The 16,724-nt window shown below is 70.3% G+C and carries 20 protein-coding genes; 14 read left to right on the top strand and 6 right to left on the bottom strand.

Annotation, left to right across the window (positions count from 1 at the left end; translation table 11 throughout):
• Positions 1 to 182 precede the first annotated feature (182 nt).
• Both ACF088_RS27310 and ACF088_RS27305 read left to right on the top strand, forming a co-directional pair.
• The gene (locus tag ACF088_RS27310) at positions 183 to 1,067 is read left to right on the top strand and encodes a glycerophosphodiester phosphodiesterase (RefSeq protein WP_392378482.1); all 885 of its coding nucleotides are present in this window, start codon (positions 183 to 185) and stop codon (positions 1,065 to 1,067) included.
• A gap of 410 nt (positions 1,068 to 1,477) precedes the next feature.
• Positions 1,478 to 2,758 carry an acyltransferase family protein gene (locus tag ACF088_RS27305; RefSeq protein ID WP_392378481.1) on the top strand — a complete coding sequence of 427 codons (1,281 nt, stop codon included), beginning with the start codon at positions 1,478 to 1,480 and terminating at the stop codon, positions 2,756 to 2,758.
• A gap of 340 nt (positions 2,759 to 3,098) precedes the next feature.
• Here ACF088_RS27305 and ACF088_RS27300 read toward each other — a convergent pair whose 3' ends face one another.
• From ACF088_RS27300 to ACF088_RS27290, 3 genes are all read right to left on the bottom strand, one after another.
• Positions 3,099 to 3,587 (bottom strand): RidA family protein, encoded by a 489-nt coding sequence (locus ACF088_RS27300; protein WP_392378479.1) that lies wholly within the window; start codon positions 3,585 to 3,587, stop codon positions 3,099 to 3,101.
• A gap of 766 nt (positions 3,588 to 4,353) precedes the next feature.
• On the bottom strand, positions 4,354 to 5,493 hold the full coding sequence (locus ACF088_RS27295) for an alpha/beta hydrolase (RefSeq protein WP_392378477.1): 1,140 nt from the start codon (positions 5,491 to 5,493) through the stop codon (positions 4,354 to 4,356).
• Positions 5,494 to 5,704: 211 nt separating this feature from the next.
• Complete coding sequence (locus ACF088_RS27290) at positions 5,705 to 7,387, bottom strand: bifunctional 3'-5' exonuclease/DNA polymerase (protein ID WP_392378476.1); 1,683 nt, start codon at positions 7,385 to 7,387, stop codon at positions 5,705 to 5,707.
• A 480-nt stretch (positions 7,388 to 7,867) separates the two neighbouring features.
• Here ACF088_RS27290 and ACF088_RS27285 point away from each other — a divergent pair, with 480 nt between their 5' ends.
• The 7 genes from ACF088_RS27285 to ACF088_RS27255 all read left to right on the top strand — a co-directional run bounded on the left by ACF088_RS27285 (position 7,868) and on the right by ACF088_RS27255 (position 13,062).
• A complete protein-coding gene (locus ACF088_RS27285) occupies positions 7,868 to 8,269 on the top strand; it encodes a rodlin (protein WP_392378474.1) in 402 nt (133 codons plus the stop codon).
• Between the two features lie 365 nt (positions 8,270 to 8,634).
• Positions 8,635 to 8,868, top strand: a complete 234-nt coding sequence (locus ACF088_RS27280) for a chaplin (protein ID WP_392378473.1) — start codon at positions 8,635 to 8,637, stop codon at positions 8,866 to 8,868.
• A 278-nt stretch (positions 8,869 to 9,146) separates the two neighbouring features.
• On the top strand, positions 9,147 to 9,434 hold the full coding sequence (locus ACF088_RS27275) for a hypothetical protein (RefSeq protein ID WP_392378472.1): 288 nt from the start codon (positions 9,147 to 9,149) through the stop codon (positions 9,432 to 9,434).
• A gap of 350 nt (positions 9,435 to 9,784) precedes the next feature.
• Entirely contained in the window at positions 9,785 to 10,183 is a 399-nt protein-coding gene (locus ACF088_RS27270; RefSeq protein ID WP_392378471.1) for a rodlin, read from the top strand.
• 481 nt (positions 10,184 to 10,664) lie between these two features.
• Complete coding sequence (locus tag ACF088_RS27265; RefSeq protein WP_392378469.1) at positions 10,665 to 11,060, top strand: rodlin; 396 nt, start codon at positions 10,665 to 10,667, stop codon at positions 11,058 to 11,060.
• 143 nt (positions 11,061 to 11,203) lie between these two features.
• Positions 11,204 to 11,821: a chaplin family protein gene (locus ACF088_RS27260; RefSeq protein ID WP_392378468.1), complete on the top strand. Its 618-nt coding sequence runs from the start codon at positions 11,204 to 11,206 to the stop codon at positions 11,819 to 11,821.
• 395 nt (positions 11,822 to 12,216) lie between these two features.
• Positions 12,217 to 13,062 (top strand): nitrilase-related carbon-nitrogen hydrolase, encoded by an 846-nt coding sequence (locus ACF088_RS27255; RefSeq protein WP_392378467.1) that lies wholly within the window; start codon positions 12,217 to 12,219, stop codon positions 13,060 to 13,062.
• Positions 13,063 to 13,097: 35 nt separating this feature from the next.
• Here the strand turns inward: ACF088_RS27255 and tatA are convergent, their stop codons facing one another.
• The 3 genes from tatA to rpmB form a co-directional block, all read right to left on the bottom strand.
• Positions 13,098 to 13,349 (bottom strand): Sec-independent protein translocase subunit TatA, encoded by a 252-nt coding sequence (tatA, locus tag ACF088_RS27250; RefSeq protein ID WP_392378465.1) that lies wholly within the window; start codon positions 13,347 to 13,349, stop codon positions 13,098 to 13,100.
• Positions 13,350 to 13,458: 109 nt separating this feature from the next.
• Positions 13,459 to 13,764, bottom strand: coding sequence for a 30S ribosomal protein S14 (gene rpsN, locus ACF088_RS27245; protein WP_392378464.1), 306 nt, complete (start codon positions 13,762 to 13,764; stop codon positions 13,459 to 13,461).
• Complete coding sequence (gene rpmB, locus ACF088_RS27240; protein WP_392378463.1) at positions 13,764 to 14,000, bottom strand: 50S ribosomal protein L28; 237 nt, start codon at positions 13,998 to 14,000, stop codon at positions 13,764 to 13,766. The genes rpsN and rpmB overlap by 1 nt, the downstream gene beginning before the upstream one ends.
• 73 nt (positions 14,001 to 14,073) lie before the next feature.
• Here rpmB and rpmG point away from each other — a divergent pair, with 73 nt between their 5' ends.
• From rpmG to ACF088_RS27215, 5 genes are all read left to right on the top strand, one after another.
• Positions 14,074 to 14,238 (top strand): 50S ribosomal protein L33, encoded by a 165-nt coding sequence (gene rpmG, locus ACF088_RS27235; RefSeq protein WP_006604069.1) that lies wholly within the window; start codon positions 14,074 to 14,076, stop codon positions 14,236 to 14,238.
• A 5-nt stretch (positions 14,239 to 14,243) separates the two neighbouring features.
• Positions 14,244 to 14,498, top strand: coding sequence for a type B 50S ribosomal protein L31 (locus ACF088_RS27230; protein ID WP_392378461.1), 255 nt, complete (start codon positions 14,244 to 14,246; stop codon positions 14,496 to 14,498).
• The gene (locus ACF088_RS27225; protein ID WP_392378460.1) at positions 14,498 to 15,646 is read left to right on the top strand and encodes a CobW family GTP-binding protein; all 1,149 of its coding nucleotides are present in this window, start codon (positions 14,498 to 14,500) and stop codon (positions 15,644 to 15,646) included. The genes ACF088_RS27230 and ACF088_RS27225 overlap by 1 nt, the downstream gene beginning before the upstream one ends.
• A gap of 89 nt (positions 15,647 to 15,735) precedes the next feature.
• On the top strand, positions 15,736 to 15,972 hold the full coding sequence (gene rpsR / locus ACF088_RS27220) for a 30S ribosomal protein S18 (RefSeq protein WP_392378458.1): 237 nt from the start codon (positions 15,736 to 15,738) through the stop codon (positions 15,970 to 15,972).
• Positions 15,973 to 16,400: 428 nt separating this feature from the next.
• Positions 16,401 to 16,640 (top strand): DUF397 domain-containing protein, encoded by a 240-nt coding sequence (locus ACF088_RS27215; RefSeq protein WP_129294942.1) that lies wholly within the window; start codon positions 16,401 to 16,403, stop codon positions 16,638 to 16,640.
• Positions 16,641 to 16,724: the final 84 nt, after the last annotated feature.

Genomic DNA, 16,724 nt, shown 5'->3' with positions numbered 1-16,724 from the left:
GGAAAAGGGGACCGAGGGAACAGGCGGTGCACGGCGGTCGCAGGAATGCTCGCGTGGCGGGTGACGAGGGTTGCGGGCATGTTGAGAAGACAGCCGCATTCCTGGACGGAAGGAAGGGCCTCAGGGGGCATACCTGACGCGGACGGGGCCGTCCGCGGGTGAGCGGACCAGGAGGCTCCCGCATGCTGCAAAGATCGCTGCGGATCCCCGCCGCCGGGGTCGCCTACCTGGTGGCGGCCGCGGTGTCGTCGTCCGCGATGGCCTCCGGTCCGCAGGAGTACGCGGATGTTGCGGTGAGCAGCGGGACGCGGGCCGGCCCCGGCACCGCGGCCACGATGGTGATCGCCCACCGCGGCGCCTCCCGTTACGCGCCCGAGAACACGCTCGCCTCCGTTGATGCCGCACACCGCCGCGGGCTCATATGGGTCGAGAACGATGTGCAGCGCAGCAAGGACGGCCGGCTGGTGGTGATGCACGACGCCACGCTGCGGCGGACGACCGACGCCGCGAAGGTGTTTCCCGGGCGGGCGCCGTGGCGGGTGGGGGACTTCACGGCCGCCGAGCTCGCGCGGCTGGATGCCGGCAGTTGGTTCGGCACGCGGTTCACCGGCGAGCGGGTGCCGACGCTCGCCGACTATCTACGCCGTCTGGACCACAATGGGCAGCGCCTTCTGCTGGAGATCAAGGCCCCGGAGAAGTATCCGGGAATCGAGGCGCAGGTCATCCGCGAACTACGGGTGCAGGGGTGGCTGGATCGGGCCCATGTCCGGAGCCGGCTGGTGGTCCAGAGCTTCTCCGTGCCGTGCGTCAAGGCCGTGCACGAGGTGGCGCCCGAGCTCCGTACCGGGATTCTCGGGGCGCCCGGGATGGACAAACTGGCGGGCTATGCGCGGTTCGCCGATCAGATCAACCCCCGTGCGTCCGCGCTCAGTTCACGTTGGCTGCGGGCCGTGCACCGGCTGCGCGGCCCGCACGGTCGCCGGCTGCAGGTCTATGTGTGGGACGTGGCGAAGAACACCAGCGCCCGGGCGGTGAGAGCCCGGGGGGTCGAAGGTGTTATTGAATAATGGGCAAAGGTCGGGGATTGGCGCGACATTGGCCAGATCTCGGTCCAGATCTCGGTCCAGATCTCGGTCCAGGTCTCGGTCCAGATCTCGCGGGGCGTCGGACGGTGGTCCGGGTCGCGCTGCCACCTGCGGTGCGTGAAGGAGCTGTGGAGGGCGGATGCGGCGCGTGTGGCAGCCGGAGACGGGGATTTACGTGATTCCCGCCGCGGGGCTAAGGTGCCTGAGATGTTCGACGCCGCCACACTCCCCGTAAAAGAACTAAGACGCAGGATTTGGCTTTTGGGTTCCGATTTGCGGCCCGGTGCGGGCCAGCGTCCAGCTCCTCCTCTGGGATCGTTCCGGGAGGCTCCTTGAAAAACAATTTTCCGGCGTACGGCGAACGGCGGGTGCCGCTTCCCCCGCCTCGGCAGATGCCGCATGACGAGCTGAGTCCGACGGGCGCAGCCGCGGCCGGCGGTGCGACGGCAACGATGGCACCGGCGACGGCGACCGCCTCCGGGTCTGCGACGGCGACCGCTTCCGGGCCGGCGACGGCGACCGTCCCCGGCTCGGCGACGGACCGTCAATTTGCGTCCCAGGGCGTCACTTCATCTGCCGGACCTCGCAGTCATGCCAAGAGCCGGGGCACGGGACGCGCCAAGACCGCCGAGGCGGCCGACGCCAAGGCGAAGCCGCGCGACGCGTTCTTCGACAATGCGAAGTACCTGGCCATCGTGCTCGTGGCGATGGGCCACTCCTGGGAGCCGCTGCGCGACGGCAGCCGGACGGCGGCGGCGCTCTACATCACCGTCTACGCCTTCCATATGCCGGCGTTCATCATCATCTCCGGCTATTTCTCGCGCAGTTTCGATATGCGCAAGGACCGGCTGCAGCGGCTGATTACCGGCGTCGCGGTTCCCTACATCCTCTTCGAAGTCGCCTACACGCTCTTCAAGAGGTGGGCGGACGACGATCCGGGTTATCCGATCAGTCTGATGGACCCCTGGTATCTGACGTGGTTCCTGGCCGCCCTGTTCATCTGGCGGCTGACCACTCCGCTGTGGAAGATCGTGCGCTGGCCGGTCCCGCTCGCCCTGGCCATCGCCGCGCTTGCGTCCCTCTCACCGGACATCGGCGATGACCTGGACCTCCAGCGGGTGCTGCAGTTCCTGCCGTTCTTCGTGATCGGGCTGTCGCTCCGGCCGGAGCACTTCAAGCTCGTACGCCGCAGGAAGGCGCGGATCCTGGCCGTACCGGTCTTCGCGACCGCGCTGGTCTTCGCGTACTGGGCGGCGCCGCGGATGAACGCCGCATGGTTCTACCACCGCGACGCCGCGCAGGAACTGGCCGCCCCGTGGTGGAGCGGTGCCGTGATGACGCTGGCGATGTTCGGCTGCTCACTCGTTCTGGTGGCCTGCTTCTTCGCCTGGATTCCGGGGCGCACGATGTGGTGCACGTCGCTGGGTGCAGGCACTCTCTACGGCTATCTGCTGCACGGCTTCCTCGCCAAGGGGTCGCGCTTTTGGAACTGGTACGACGCGGACTGGATGCAGACCCCGTGGGGCGCGGTACTGCTGACGCTCATCGCGGGCACCGTCATCACGCTGCTGTGCACACCACCTGTGCAGCGGATCTTCCGATTCGCCATGGAGCCCAAGATGACCTGGGCCTTCAAGAAGGACCCGGTGGGGATGGCCCGCGGCCGGAACTGAGCGGTGGCGCTCCGTGCGAGCGGTCGTGCGCCGTACGAGCCATCACGGTCCATACGAGCGATCACGCCCCGCACCGAGGGCCGTGATCCGCTCCGAGGGCCGCGATCCGCTCGGAGCGTGGTGATGTGTCAGCGGGTGGGCGACGGAAGCGTACGTCCGTGAACAGCGCCAGGGGCGCTCGTTCCGCCGGGAGACCGGCGGGGCGGGCGCCCCTGACACGTAAGGGAGTGGCATCAGCCGGGCGTCCCCTGGTGCGTAAGGGGGACGTGCATCGCCCGGGGCGCCCGCGCGCCCCGGGTGTGCAAGGGAGCCGCAATGGCCGGGTATCGGCGTCGTGCCGTTAGCGGACGACGGCGATGCCTTCGATCTCGACCAGGGCCGTCTCGTCCCACAGACGGGTGGCGCCGATCACGGCCATCGCCGGGTAGTCGCTGCCGACCAGGCGCTTCCACACCGCGCCGAGGTCACGGGCATGGCGGCGGTAGTCGGCGACATCGACGGCGAAGACGGTGAGCTTGGCGAGGTCGGACGGGCGGGCGCCGGAGGCCGACGCGACGTCCAGGAGGTTCGTCAGCGCCCGCTCGAACTGCTCGACGATGCCGTCCCCGACGATCCGGCCAAAACCGTCGAGAGCGGTCTGTCCGGCGAGGAAGACCAGGGTTCCCGGGGCGGCGCGCACGGCATGGCTGAATCCGGTCGGCGGCGCGAGATGCGGTGGATTGATGCGCTCCAGCTCGCCGCCGCGCGGGCCCGTGGCAGCACCGTTTTCGCCGTTCCCGGCACTCCTTCCCGCCCTCGCGTCCGCGTCCGTCCCGCTCTCGTCACTCATCCTCACCGGCTCCCCTCCGCCGTCAACGTGTCTCGTCGCCCATGTGTCTCGTCGCCCATGTGTCCCGTCGACCATGTGTCGCGCCGCCAACGTGGCTCGTCGCCAACGTGTCTCGCACACCCGCGAATTGAAGCGTGCTCCGATCCGCCCGGGGAAGCCCTTTACCGTTCATCTGGCTCTCGGCCGGGCCCCGGTCGGCGATCCGCTTCCGGCGATCCCTCCCGAGTGGTTGCCGACCCCTACCCGGGGAGTTTAGGGCGCCCGGCGGATCGACGAGGGCCCGCGGCGCGCTCTCCCCCGGGGCATCGGGGCATCGGGGCATCGGGGCATCGGGACATCGGACATCGGGACACCGGCACACCGACACACAAGGCCGCCGGGCTGCCGGATGTTCCGGGACGCCACGGGCGACGCGCAGGTGGCGGCCTTCCACCGTGAGCTGCAGCGCAGACAGCGGGGGACGGACGTGGCGCTGCTTCGCGAGTTCGTGCCCGGCATCCCCGAGGCCGAGAGGGAGCCCTCGGAGAGGCGCTCCGCAGTTCGCTGTACGGGCTCGCGCCGTGGTGGCTGGAGCGGCCCGCCTGCCTGCCCGCCTGCCCGCCCGCGCTGCTGGTCGCGACGATGGTACGGATCACCCGTGGCCTGATCTCCATCGTCGAGGCCCCGAGCGGCGGGCACCGGGGCATCGTGGAGGGGCGTCGAAGCCGCCGGGACGTCGGCGGGGGAGGGCACTGCCGGCCCGCCGGGAGGGACGGACTGAGCGGTCTCACACCACCGTCGGAGACGCCGGATGGAGCGCCGCTCGCAACTGCCCCGTCCAGTGGGCCGTCATCTCCTTCGCCACCCGGGTGTCCGGCGCGTAGAGCTCGAAGCCGTGCCAGGCACCGGGCACATTGCGGACCGTGACCGGCACCCCCGCGTCCATCAGGCGCCGGGCGTAGGCCAGCCCCGCCTCGCGCATCGGATCGAGATCGCAGACCAGGACATGGGCCGGTGGCAGCCCCGACAGCTCGGTGGCGCGAGAGGGCGCGGCATAGGCCTCCGCCTCCCTCGTCCCTTCTGGAAGGTAGTGCTTCCACGACGACTGGATACCGTGCCCATTGAGCACCCGCGCGTCCAGGGCTCCCGCCGCTTCCGCCGCCTCGACCGCCCCGACCCGGTCATCCAGATCCGGGACGCACAGCGACTGGTAGGCGAGCTCCGGCCCGCCGCGGTCGCGAGCCATCAGGGCGACCGCGGCGCTGAGACCACCGCCCGCGGACTTGCCCGCCACAGCGATCCGCTCGGGATCGATGCCCAGCCCGGCGGCCCGCCCCGCCACCCATTCCAGCGCGAGATAGCAGTCCTCCACCGCCGCCGGATAGCGGTGCTCCGGGGCGAGGCGGTATTCGACGGTGATGACGACCGCGGGCAGTTCACGGCAGAGCTCGATGGCCACCCGGTCCTGTCCCGGCAGCGACCGGCCGAGGGCGAACCCACCACCGTGGAAATGCAGTACGGCGGGCAGCACGTCCCCGGTGCTCCCGGTGCCCTCGGGGGCATCACCGTGCGCGCCCTCTCCCGGATCGGCTTCTGGGTCGGCTTCTGGATCGGCGCTCGGATCGGCACCCGGACCGGCGCCCACCGTCCCCTCCGGACGGTAAACCTCGACCGTCAGCGTGCCGCCATCCGTCAGCCTGCCCCTGTCCGCAGAGGTGCCGCCGCCCGTTCGCGGGATGCCGAACCGTTCGCTGCACACGCCCGTACGGTCCGCCGGGAAGGCGGCCAGCATCTCGTGGAATCCGGCGCGCGCGGCCTCGATGTCCTCATACGGATCGGAGACCTGCGGCAACGCCTCAAAGGCCGACACGAGTTCGGGGTGCACCCGCATCGCGGTCCGGTCATTCGTCTCGGGCTGGACGCTCATACGGAGTGCTCCTCGTTCAGGACGGACATGCCACAGCTTCTGCTCACGATCTCCGCCCGCACGCGCCCGCGCCCGCCCCGCAGCCCGACTGCGCCCGCCTCGCAGCCCGCCCGCCCGGGCCCGCCCACAGCCTGCAACCGGCCCCGCCGCACGGTGTCCCCGCTGCACCGGCCCCGCCGTGCCCGCCGCCCCGCCGCCTCGCCGCCCCCGCTCACTTCGCCTCGGCATAACACTCCACCACCGCCGTGGTGAACGGGAAGCGGACCGGAGTCTCCCCGAACGCGATCCGCCCGGCAGTCTCCGCGGCCGCCGTGATCGCCTCGGCGACCGTCGCCGCCTCCCGTGCGGGGCAGTGCACGATCACCTCGTCATGCTGGAAAAAGACCAGTTCGGCGCGGAGCCCGCCCTCCGACAGCGAGCGGCGCAGCGCGGCCAGCAGCAGCAGTGCCCAGTCGGCGGCGCTGCCCTGGACAACGAAGTTGCGGGTGAACCGGCCGCGCGCTCGGGCGGCCGCCGAGCCGGTGCCGTAGGCCGGGGACGGCGCATCCTCCTGGGGCAGGCCCGCCTCGTCGGGTGGTGTCACGGAAGCGGGCGGGCAGGTACGGCCCATCCAGGTGCGCACCAGCCGGCCTTCCTCGCCCGCGCGCGCCGCCTCGTCCACATACGCCACCGCGGCCGGATAGCGGCGGCGCAGATCGGCCATGTGCTTGAGGGCGTCGCCGGACGTCTGGCCGTAAATGGCACCCAGCAGACCGAGCTTGGCCCGGGCGCGGTCGCCGCCGAACGCGCGGGCGGCCAGATCCGCGTACAGATCCTCGCCGCTGCCGGCCAGCTCCATCAGGCCCCGGTCACGGGAGACGGCCGCCAGTACCCGGGGTTCCATCTGGGCGGCGTCGGCGACCACCAGGCGCCACCCCGGGTCGGCGAGCACGGCCTGCCGGATCACCTTGGGGATCTGCAGTGCACCCCCGCCGTTGGTGGTCCAGCGGCCGGAGACCGTGCCACCGGGCAGATACTCGGGGCGGAAACGGCCGTCGTGCACCCACTGCTGGAGCCATGCCCACCCATGGGCGGTGTAGAGGCGGTAGAGCGTCTTGTACTCCAGCAGCGGTGCCACCGCGGGATGATCGATCTGCTGCAGCTCCCATTTACGCGTCGAGGTGAGGGAAATCCCGGCGCGGGCAAAGGCCTTGATGATGTCGTTGGGCAGATCGGGGCGCACCCGCTGGCCCGCCCCGAAGGCCCGGGACACTGCGTCGGCCAGCTCCGCCATCCGGCGGGGCTCTCCGCCGCCCGGATAGCGCTCTCCCAGCAGCGCGTCGAGCAGCTTGCGGTGCACATCGGCGCGCCAGGGCACCCCGGCCCGCCCCATTTCCGTGGCGACCAGCATGCCCGCGGATTCGGCGGCGAGCAGCAGCCGCATCCGGTCCGGGTGTTCCGCCCTCTCCGTACGCGCCAGGTGGCCGGCGTAGACCTCCAGCAGCGCCGTGAGCTCGTCCGTGCCGGGCGGCAGCGGCACCGGGCCCGGCTCGAACAGGGACGGCTGGGCCTGAGCCGTACGGACCGGCGCGTCCTGCGGGACGGGCCGGCCGTGGAGCCGCGCCCAGGCGGCGGCCAGCGAATGCGGCTGGCCCGACTGGCCCTCCTCATGGCCGATCAGCAGCGCCTCCGCGGCCTCCACGTCATAGCACCGCTCGACCCGCACCCCCGTCGCCAGCAGCCGCCGGTAGATCTCCGCCGTGGACCGCCACACCCACCGCTCGACCTCGGGCCGGGTACGCACGGCCTCGGCGAGCGAGGGCTCCCGCAACACCGGTCCGGCGGGCCGCCCGTCCCGGTCGAGCGGGCAGAGACGAGCACCCCCGTCGCCCGTCTCCACCACCGCCCATCTCATGCCTCAGAGTCTTCCACCAGGGTCTGACATTCGCCCTGACCAGCGCGGACGACACGACCCCGGCACCTCTTATGCCGGCGACGGTCACCTCCTGGCACCCTTGCCCACGGTGCCGACCCCAACCGGACGTGATCTCCGGCAGGTTGGCATTTCGCGCGCCGTGTGGTGTGCGCACCGCCCCTCATGTTGCCGCCCGGCCGAACCCGGCGTGCGGCAACACCTGCGTCAACTCAGGTTCTCTCCATGACATTTGAGGACGGAATCCAGTGGGCCGGCCGTCCGCCGGCAAAGGCCGGTACGAATTCTTCGTACCGGCCTTTGAAATGCCAAAACGGCATCCGGAAGGCGAACTTGGCCCGGGTGCAGTGATATGTATCTATGGTTTCGTGGCATTCGGGTGAAACGGCGAAACCGCACCCCCAGAAGCGAGTTGACCAGTGCGCTCCGGAAACGGGCACTCCGCTTCGAGAAGGGTAAATCGTGATCAAGAAGGTCCTGGCCACGACGGCTGTAGCCGCGTCCGTCGTCGGCATCTCGGCAACGGTCGCCCCCCAGGCAATGGCGATCGGCAACCACAACGGCACGTCGACGGTCAACGGCAACGGTGCCAAGAGCGCGTTCGGCAACTCCACCACCGTGGGCAAGATGAGCCCCCAGCTGGAGCTCATCCAGGGCTCGCTGAACAAGCCGTGCCTCGGCCTGGGCAAGGTCAACGCCCAGCTCGCCGCAGTCGTGGCCAACGTGCAGGACGTCAACATCCTGGCCTCGCCGCAGAACCAGCAGTGCACGGAGAACTCCACCCAGGCCAAGGGCGACGAGGCGCTGTCGCACATCCTCAGCGACCTCCCGATCCTGTCCGGGAACGGTGTCGGCAACCGCTGAGCCGGCCATCGGCCACAGGGCCGGACCGCCGGCTCTCGCTTCCAGAGCGGTCCCGGACCTGTCGCACCCCGTTACGAACCGTAGGGACGGAATTTCCCGACCCCCCTCTCGGTAGGAATTCGTATTCGGCGGGTACCTCGCCTGTTCGAACTCCGGTGTTTTTTCCGCGTCGTATGCGCGGTGACAATCTCCTGAAGCGGTGTTGCATCGTTCGGGCGATTCCTCCGAAAACCTCCCGGCAAGAGTTTCGTGCACGAGGGGAAATCGTTACCAATATCGGCAGCGGCGTTACGGGCGAGCAGAACAACGCCCGTGCGACACGAGGGTCGTGTTCGCCACGGACCCGCTGCAAGGAAGGGCTGAAAGTGAAGTACGCAAAGGTCGCAGCGATCACTGCCGGAACGATCATGGCCATGGGCTCGGCGGCGCCGGCCTTCGCCGACGCAGGTGTCGCGGGTGGCGCCAAGAACTCGCCCGGTGTGCTCTCCGGCAACGCCATCCAGGTCCCGGTGCATATCCCGGTCAACGTCTGCGGCAACACCGTCAACATCGTTGCGCTGCTGAACCCGGCGTTCGGCAACAACTGCCTGAACACCTGACTCGAAGGAATTCGAGCCATGTCGATGTGACCTGGCCCCGGTGCGCGGCCCCCTGCGCACCGGGGCCGGTCGCCATTCGCCATTCGCTTTATACGGGTGGATGTATAACGCCCGCAATTTTCGGGCGGCTTGTCCGAGAAGAGTGAAACTTCAGGGTTTCTCGGGGCGTTGGCACTCGTTAGTCACGCTGAAATCGGTCATCCGAGCAGCGAAGTGATTGCTCATGTGGCGTTGCTGCCGCCGGACCGTCAAGCACCGTCCGAGAAGGGACAGTTGAAGTGAAGTACGCAAAGTCTGCCGCGGTTGTTGCCGGTTCCGTCATGGCGCTGGGGGTCGCCGCCCCCGCATTCGCCGCCCAGCCCGGAGCCCCGACCATGAGCCTCAACGGCGGGCTGACCGACGCGCTGAGCAGCAAGCAGCTGGACGGCCACCAGCTCACGCCGCTGGTCAACACGGTCAAGACCGCGGGGGGCAAGGTCAGGTCGACCAATGCGAAGAAGCTGCTCCGTGGTGTCACCGGGGCGGCCAGGAAGACTCCGCTGCTCGGTGGCCTTCCGCTCAAGTAATTCCCGGTCGCCCGGCGTGGGCCGCCACAAGGCGGATATCGGAGCTGTCCGTCCCAGGCACGCGACGCAGGCACGGATTTCACTGCCCTTCGGCTGCGCCCGGTGAGTTCGACGCGGTATCGGAATTTCGTGTTACCCGACTGGTGACGTGCGGCGCCCGAAGCTCCACCACCCCCGCGCTTTCTCGCTCCGGGCCCGGGTTCGGAGCCGAGTTCCGGCCGTGATGTCGATCCGCAAAACAGGCGACTCCGGTGGCCAGCTCATTTGAGTGAATGAGAACAACCAAAAACATCCTTGTGAGTTGGGCAGACTGCCCGGCCCAAGGGCATCCCGAAACACGAAGGATCAAAATGATCAAGAAGGCTTTGGCCACCGCAGCCGCGGCTGCGTCCATTGTCGGCGTGGCCGCCGCTGCCGCCCCCCAGGCGATGGCGATCGGTAACCAGCACGGAACGTCTTCCGTCAACGGCAACGGCGCGCAGCAGTATTTCGGAAACTCCACCACGTACGGCTACATGAGCCCGCAGATCGGCCTGATCCAGGGCTCGCTCAACAAGCCCTGCCTGGCTCTGGGCAAGCTGAACCTCCAGGGTGCGGGCGGTCTCCTGCTGCAGGACCTCAACGTCCTGTCGTCGCCGCAGAACCAGCAGTGCACCGAGAATTCCACGCAGGCCAAGGGCGACGAGCCGCTGTCGCACATCCTGGACAACATCCCGGTCCTTTCCGGCAACGGCGCCGGCAACCGCTGATCGGCGGATGAGCACCCGGGCCGCCCGGTCCTCCTTCTTCCGGGCGGCCCGGGTTTCTGCTGTCCGGCGTCGCGGTGGAAATGTTATTCGCTCGTGACTGAACTCCGGTGCACCCGGTCGTTAGGAATGGTGTGTGGAGGGAAGCATGCCAATGCCCTTGCGAAATTGATGGGGCTGCGAGGGTATTGGCATGCCGTCCGTAACGAGAACAGGGCCTGCGAAACCACTGAACGGATTCGCAGGCCCTGCGTCGTGCGAAGACAATTGATGCTCGGGGTGCTCCGGGGGCGCTCCAGGGGCGACAAGTCGCATTTTCGGTGCGCGAATTGGGGCGAGGGTGTCGGCGGCAGCGGCAGCTGAGGCTTATGCGGCAGGTCTGGTGCGAGCTATTCGGGTGACGGTGCAGAACCCAAGCCCGTATGGCGGGTTGTTCAAACAGGGCTCCCGTGTCGGGAGTTTCTTCTCCTGAAGGGTTTGCGTGATGAAGAAGATGATGGCGGGCGCGGCTGTGGCGGCGTCGCTGATCGGTATTTCCGCTGCGGCCGCTCCTGACGCCATGGCGATCGGTGACCAGAGGGGCACCAGCACGGTCAACGGAAACGGGGCGGCGTCGGTCTACGGCAACTCCACCACCCGCGGCAACCTGAGCACCCAGCTCGGGCTCGTCCAGGGCTCGCTGAACGACCTGTGCCTCGGTCTGGGCAAGGTCAACGTCCAGGCCCTCTCCCCGATCCAGGCGCAGGACCTCAACATCCTGTCGTCGCCGCAGAACCAGCAGTGCACCCACAACTCGACACAGGCCAAGGGTGACGAGCCGCTGTCGCACATCATCGACGACATTCCGATCCTCTCCGGGAACGGTGTCGGCAACCGCTGACCGCCAACGGCCTCGGCCGTTCCACCGCTTGTGTCTCCGGGCGGCCGGTGCCGCGCATGCGCTGCCGGCCGCCCGGTCGTGCGAGCAGGACGGGGGTTGCGGGCGGCGGTCCGTGTGCAATGACTGCAGAGGAGGGACGAGAGATGCGACAGAGCCTGAAGGCGTGTGTGTTCGTGGCGGCGGCGTCGGGCGTGCTGGGCGCGGGCGGCGGGGTGGCGTATGCGGATGCCGGTGCCGGGGGCGGTGCGACGCACTCTCCCGGGGTGCTGTCCGGGAACAGCATCCAGGTGACCGTGGACACCCCGGTCAATGCGTGTGGCAACTCGGTGGACGGGGGCGCGGCGCTCAACCCGGCAATGGGTGCTTCGTGCGGGAACGGTGCGGCACCCGGAGCGGCGGCCCGGCGGCTCCTGAACGCCGCCCCGCCGCCCCCGGTGGCTCAGCGGCCTGCCGCTGAGCAGGCCCGGCGGCACCCGGCCCCGGAAGGGACGCCCCACCGGGAGCGACCGCCCCAGGCGCAACCGGCGAAGGCGGCGCCGAAGCACGCCCGGAAATCCGCGGAGGACCCCGAGGCGGCGCCCGCGCCGCGGTCCGCACGGGACGCACGGGTGGGAGCACAGGCGCGGGCCGGGGCGTCGGCGGGCTCCGCGCTGCTGGCGTCCACCGGGCCCGGCGAGCTGGGCGTGGTGGCCGGTATGGGCGGCGGGCTGCTGGTGGGAGGGGCGCTGCTGCTGCGCCGGTCCCGTACGCGTCGCCGATGAGCGCGAGGGCCGTAGGCGGAGGGCGGGGGCCGGGGGGATCCGCAGGCTCGACGGCCGGCCGAGCGGGTCCGGCGGGCCGCTCGGCCCGGTCCGCCTGGTCGAGCCGGCCGTCGGCATCGCCGGACGACTCGACCGCGGGCCGTCGTGCCACGCTGCCAGGGCGGCGCTGCGGCTGGAAGCGGCCCTGCGGGTCGTACGACGGATCGTGCGGATCAACGCGTGAAGGCCGTGTCCGGCACGGGAAGGATCGTTCTTTCGCTCATTGGTGGGGACCCGTCTTCCGGGTGTTTGAAGCAGGGCGGAGCCGGAAGCGCCGCGGGGCCGTGCCGTGCGCTGCACCCTCTGGCAAAATTGGGGTGTAAGCCGCAAAGGTGATGGGTCGATGAGGTGGGGCCATGCTCGTTGCGCTGGCGCAGACGGACTGTGTGCTGGGCGGGGTGGCGGAGAACCTCGATGTCGCCCGTGAGCAGATCGAGCAGGCGGCGGCGCAGGGTGCGGATCTTGTCGTCTTTCCCGAACTCAGCCTGCACGGCTACCACTTGGGCGCGCTGGAGCGCGATGAGTCGATCGCGGCGAGCGATCCGAGGCTGCTGGAGCTGAGCACCCTCGGCCCCGATGTGCTGGTCGGCTTCCACGAGCACACCAGTCTGCGGGCCTACAACACCGCGGCCCACTACGCGGCCGGTGAACTGGTGCATGCCCACCGCAAGCTGTATCTCCCCAACTACCTGGCCTGGGAGGAGCGCAAGCACGTCAGTCCGGGGCAGTCACTGCGTGCGTATGAGCTGAAGCGGGACAAGAGCGGGGGCCGGGGCGCGACGCTGGTGTGCAATGACGCCTGGCAGCCGACCCTGCCGTGGCTGGCGGTGCAGGACGGTGCCGAGGTGCTGTTCGTCCCGACGAACAGTGCGGCGAGCCTGGATCCGGAGGCGATGGACACCGGCATGTACTGGGACACCCTGCTGTCCTATACGGCGCGGATGCTGCAGTGCTGGGTGGTCTTCGTCAACCGGGTGGGCAATGAGCACGGCGCGGCGTTCTGGGGCGGCTCGCGGGTGGTGGACCCGCGGGGCGCGGTGGTGGCGCAGGCGCCCAAGTGGGAACCCTCGCTGGTCACCGTCGAGATCGATCTCGCCGAGGCGCGGCGGCAGCGTCGCGCGGTGCCGCTGGTCGCCGAGGCCCGGCTGGGGCTGATCGACCGCGAGGTGCGGCGGCTGATCGACGAGGGCGGCGATCACTGAGATCACCGAGATCGCTGAGCGGCGGCGGCCCGGCCTCAGTGCCGGGCGGCGGCCTCCGGGCGGGGCGTCGCGTCCGCGTGGGGCGTCGGGTCCGCGTGGGGCGTCGGGTCCGCGTGGGGCGTCGCATCCGGCTCGTCGGCCTTGAGCGTCTTGGCCTCGGCCTTGAGGATGCGCATCGAGCGGCCCAGGCCGCGCGCCATGTCGGGCAGCTTCTTCGAGCCGAAGAGCAGCACGAGTACCGCGATGATCAGGATCAGATGCCAGGGCTCGAAGGCGTTGCGGAGCATGCGCGCGCTCGCTTTCGTCGGGGGCGGCGGACGTTCTGTCCAGTATTACCCCAACGGTCCGGCCGTCCGGTCCAGGGGTCGCCCCCGGGCCGGACGGCCGGCGGCGCGGCTACCAGCTCGACTTGCGGACCCCCGGCAGGTAGCCCGCGTGCGCCTGTTCGCGCAGCCGTACGCGGGACAGGCCGAAGGCGCGGAAGTAGCCGCGCGGGCGCCCGTCGACGCCGTCGCGGTTGCGCACCCGGGTGGCGCTGGCGTCCCGCGGCTGGCGGGAGAGCTCGCGCCGGGCGGCGGTGCGCTCCTCCTCGGGTGTGTGCGGGCTGCGGATGACGGACTTGAGGAGGGCGCGCCGGGCCGCGTAGCGGGCGACGGTCACCCGGCGCTTCTCGTTCTTGGCGATCTTGCTCTGCTTGGCCATCAGACCTTCTCCCCTCGTGCGCGGATACGGGCGACGGCCGCCTCGATCCCGATCGTGTCCACGGTCTTGATGCCCTTGGCGCTCAGCGTGAGCCGGATGTGCCGGCCCTCGCTCTCCAGCCAGTAGCGCTTGCGCTGGATGTTGGGGTCGAAGCGGCGCGAGGTGCGCCGGTGCGAATGGGAGACGGAGTTGCCGAAGCCCGGCGTGCGGCCGGTCAGCTGGCAGTGGGCGGACACGGTGCGGTCCTTTCGGGCGGGGCCCCCGATGAGAGCCTATTGAAAATGGAAACCATTTCCGTATACTAGCCCCATGGCCCGCAACGAACTACGCCCGGTCGTCAAGCTCCGGTCCACCGCCGGCACCGGCTACACCTACGTGACCCGCAAGAACCGCCGTAACGACCCCGACCGCCTGGAACTGCGCAAGTACGACCCGGTGGCCGGCCGTCACGTGGCCTTCCGAGAGGAGCGCTGAGCACCGTGAAGCCTGGAATCCACCCCGCCTACGGGCCGGTCGTCTTCCGCGACCGGGCCGCTGACGTCGCCTTCCTGACCCGTTCGACCGCCACCAGCGACAAGACGGTCGAATGGGAGGACGGCCGCACCTATCCCGTCATCGACGTCGAGATCTCCTCGGCGAGCCACCCCTTCTACACGGGCAACGCCCGGGTGATGGACACCGCGGGCCGCGTCGAGCGGTTCGAGCGCCGCTACGGCACCCGCGGGGCCCGCTGATGGAGCCGCTTCACGTCGTGCTGGTGGGCGGCCTGCATGCGGAGGCGCGGCAGGCCGCCGTCGAACGGCTGCTGCGCTCCGTCCCCGGCAGCGTCGCCCTCCACCACGACCTCGCCTCGGCCGCCGAAGGCACCGTGCGGCGCACCGTCCGTGACGCGGGCGGCACGCTCGACACCGGTGACGCACCGCTGGTCAACGACTGTGCCTGCTGTGCGCTGCGCGAGGACCTGGTGCCCGAGCTGGAGCGGCTGGCCGCCGGGCGCACCTGCCGGCTGGCGATCGTCGAACTGTGGGACTCGGTCGAGCCCAAGGCGATGGCCGAGGTGGTCACCGCGTGCGGGAGCGAGAACTTCGCGCTGACGGGGGTGATCACCGCCGTCGACCCGGCGCTGCTGCTGCCCTACCTCGGCTGCGGTGACGACCTCGCGGAGGCCGGTCTGGCCGCCGCGGCCTCCGACCAGCGCACGGTCGCCGACACCTGGGCGCGGCAGCTGGAGTACGCGCCGGTGCTGGCGATCGCCACGGGGCAGGAGGCGGCGGATCCGGCCGACCTTGCGCTGCTCGCCCAGCTGCATCCGATGGCGCACCAGGTCCCCGTCGAATCCGGGGAGTTGGCGGCCGCCGCGATGGCCGGTTTCGATGTGGCGGCGGCCGCGGCGCGCCAGCACCCGGCCTGTGCGCTGCTGCCGCAGGAGGCCGATGCGGAGGGGGTCGGCACGCTCGTGTGGCAGCACACCCGGCCCTTCCACCCCGAGCGGCTCTACGGCGCGCTGGAGGACCTGACCTGTGCGGCCGCGCGCAGCCGGGGCCGGTTCTGGCTGGCCGACCGCCCCGACACCCTGCTGTCGTGGGATGCGGCCGGCGGGGCGCTGTGCGTGGAGAACGCCGGCCCCTGGCTGGCCGCACTGCCGGACGCCGCCTGGGAGATGGTGCCGCCGATGCGCCGGGCCGCCGCCGCGCTGGACTGGCATCCCGAGCACGGGGACCGCGCCCAGCATCTGGTCTTCACCTCGCCGGGCCTGGACCGCGAGGGCCTCGCGTCCCTCCTGGAGTCCTGTCTGCTCACCGACGCCGAGTACGCGGGCGGCCGGTCGGCCTGGAAGAGCCTGCCGTCCGCCTTCGACGCCCTCCTCGACCCCGTTTCGTGAGCCGGCCGCGTCCGTCCGCCACTACGGAGCCGGTCACCCCCGGCTCGTCCACGTCAGCACGCCCCCGCACCCCGTACAAGGAAGCTCCCATGCCCCGTCGGCACGACCCGCGCCGGACGTCCACGCCCCGCCCCAACCCGCTGGATGCGGCAGGCATCACCTACATCGACTACAAGGACACCGAGCTGCTGCGGAAATTCCTCTCGGACCGCGGCAAGGTACGCAGCCGCCGGATCACCCGGGTCAGCGCCCAGCAACAGCGGCTGCTCTCCCGGGCGATCAAGAACGCACGGGAGATGGCGCTGCTCCCGTACCCGTCACGGTGACGGCCGCCTCCTGGTGACGGCCGCCTCACGGGTGCCGTCCGGTGACGGGGTGCCGTCCGGTGACGGCGGGAGGCCCCCTGCGGGTGACGCGCAGGGGGCCTCCCGGTATGAACGGGGGCCGGGGGCGCCCCCGGCGCGGCGTCCGCGGATCGGCCGGACGCCCGCCCGCCCTGGAACCCACAGGGCGTGGCGCACGTCTCTTCCAAGGTCGTGAGGGCTTCGGTCCCGCGATGCGTACCAGGTACAGGGCGCACCTGAGCAGGGGCGACAAGCGGAAGCCGGCCGAGGGCGAGCGGCCGGCCAGGGCGTTCGACGAGCTGTGACCGCCTCTGCACCGGCTGTCGTGCACGTGCATCTGCGCATGCATCCGCATGAGAACGCGGCTATGCTCCCGGGCAGTTGACACCATTTATCACCGGGAGACCCCTGTGCTCCACGCATACAACGGCATGGCCGCCACAGATCTCCGTGATGTGGCATGGCAGAAGAGCAGGCACAGCAACTCCCAGGGCTCCTGCGTGGAGTTCGCCAAGCTGCCCGGGGGTGACATCGCGGTCCGCAACTCCCGCTTCCCGGAGGGCCCTGCGCTCGTCTACACGCCGGCCGAGGTCCGGGCGATGCTGCTCGGCATCAAGGACGGGGAGTTCGACCATCTCGTACGGGACTGAGTGCCCGTGGGGGAGTGCCTGGGCGTCCGGCCGGCCGTGGGGGTGTGCGGGCGCGTCGCGCAGCGGGCGCGGTGTCCCCGCCCG

Source organism: Streptomyces sp. NPDC015125, assembly GCF_043080045.1.
Lineage (GTDB): Bacteria > Actinomycetota > Actinomycetes > Streptomycetales > Streptomycetaceae > Streptomyces.
Note: the sequence above shows the minus strand (reverse complement) of the source record. Positions and strands in the feature narration are given on the sequence as shown.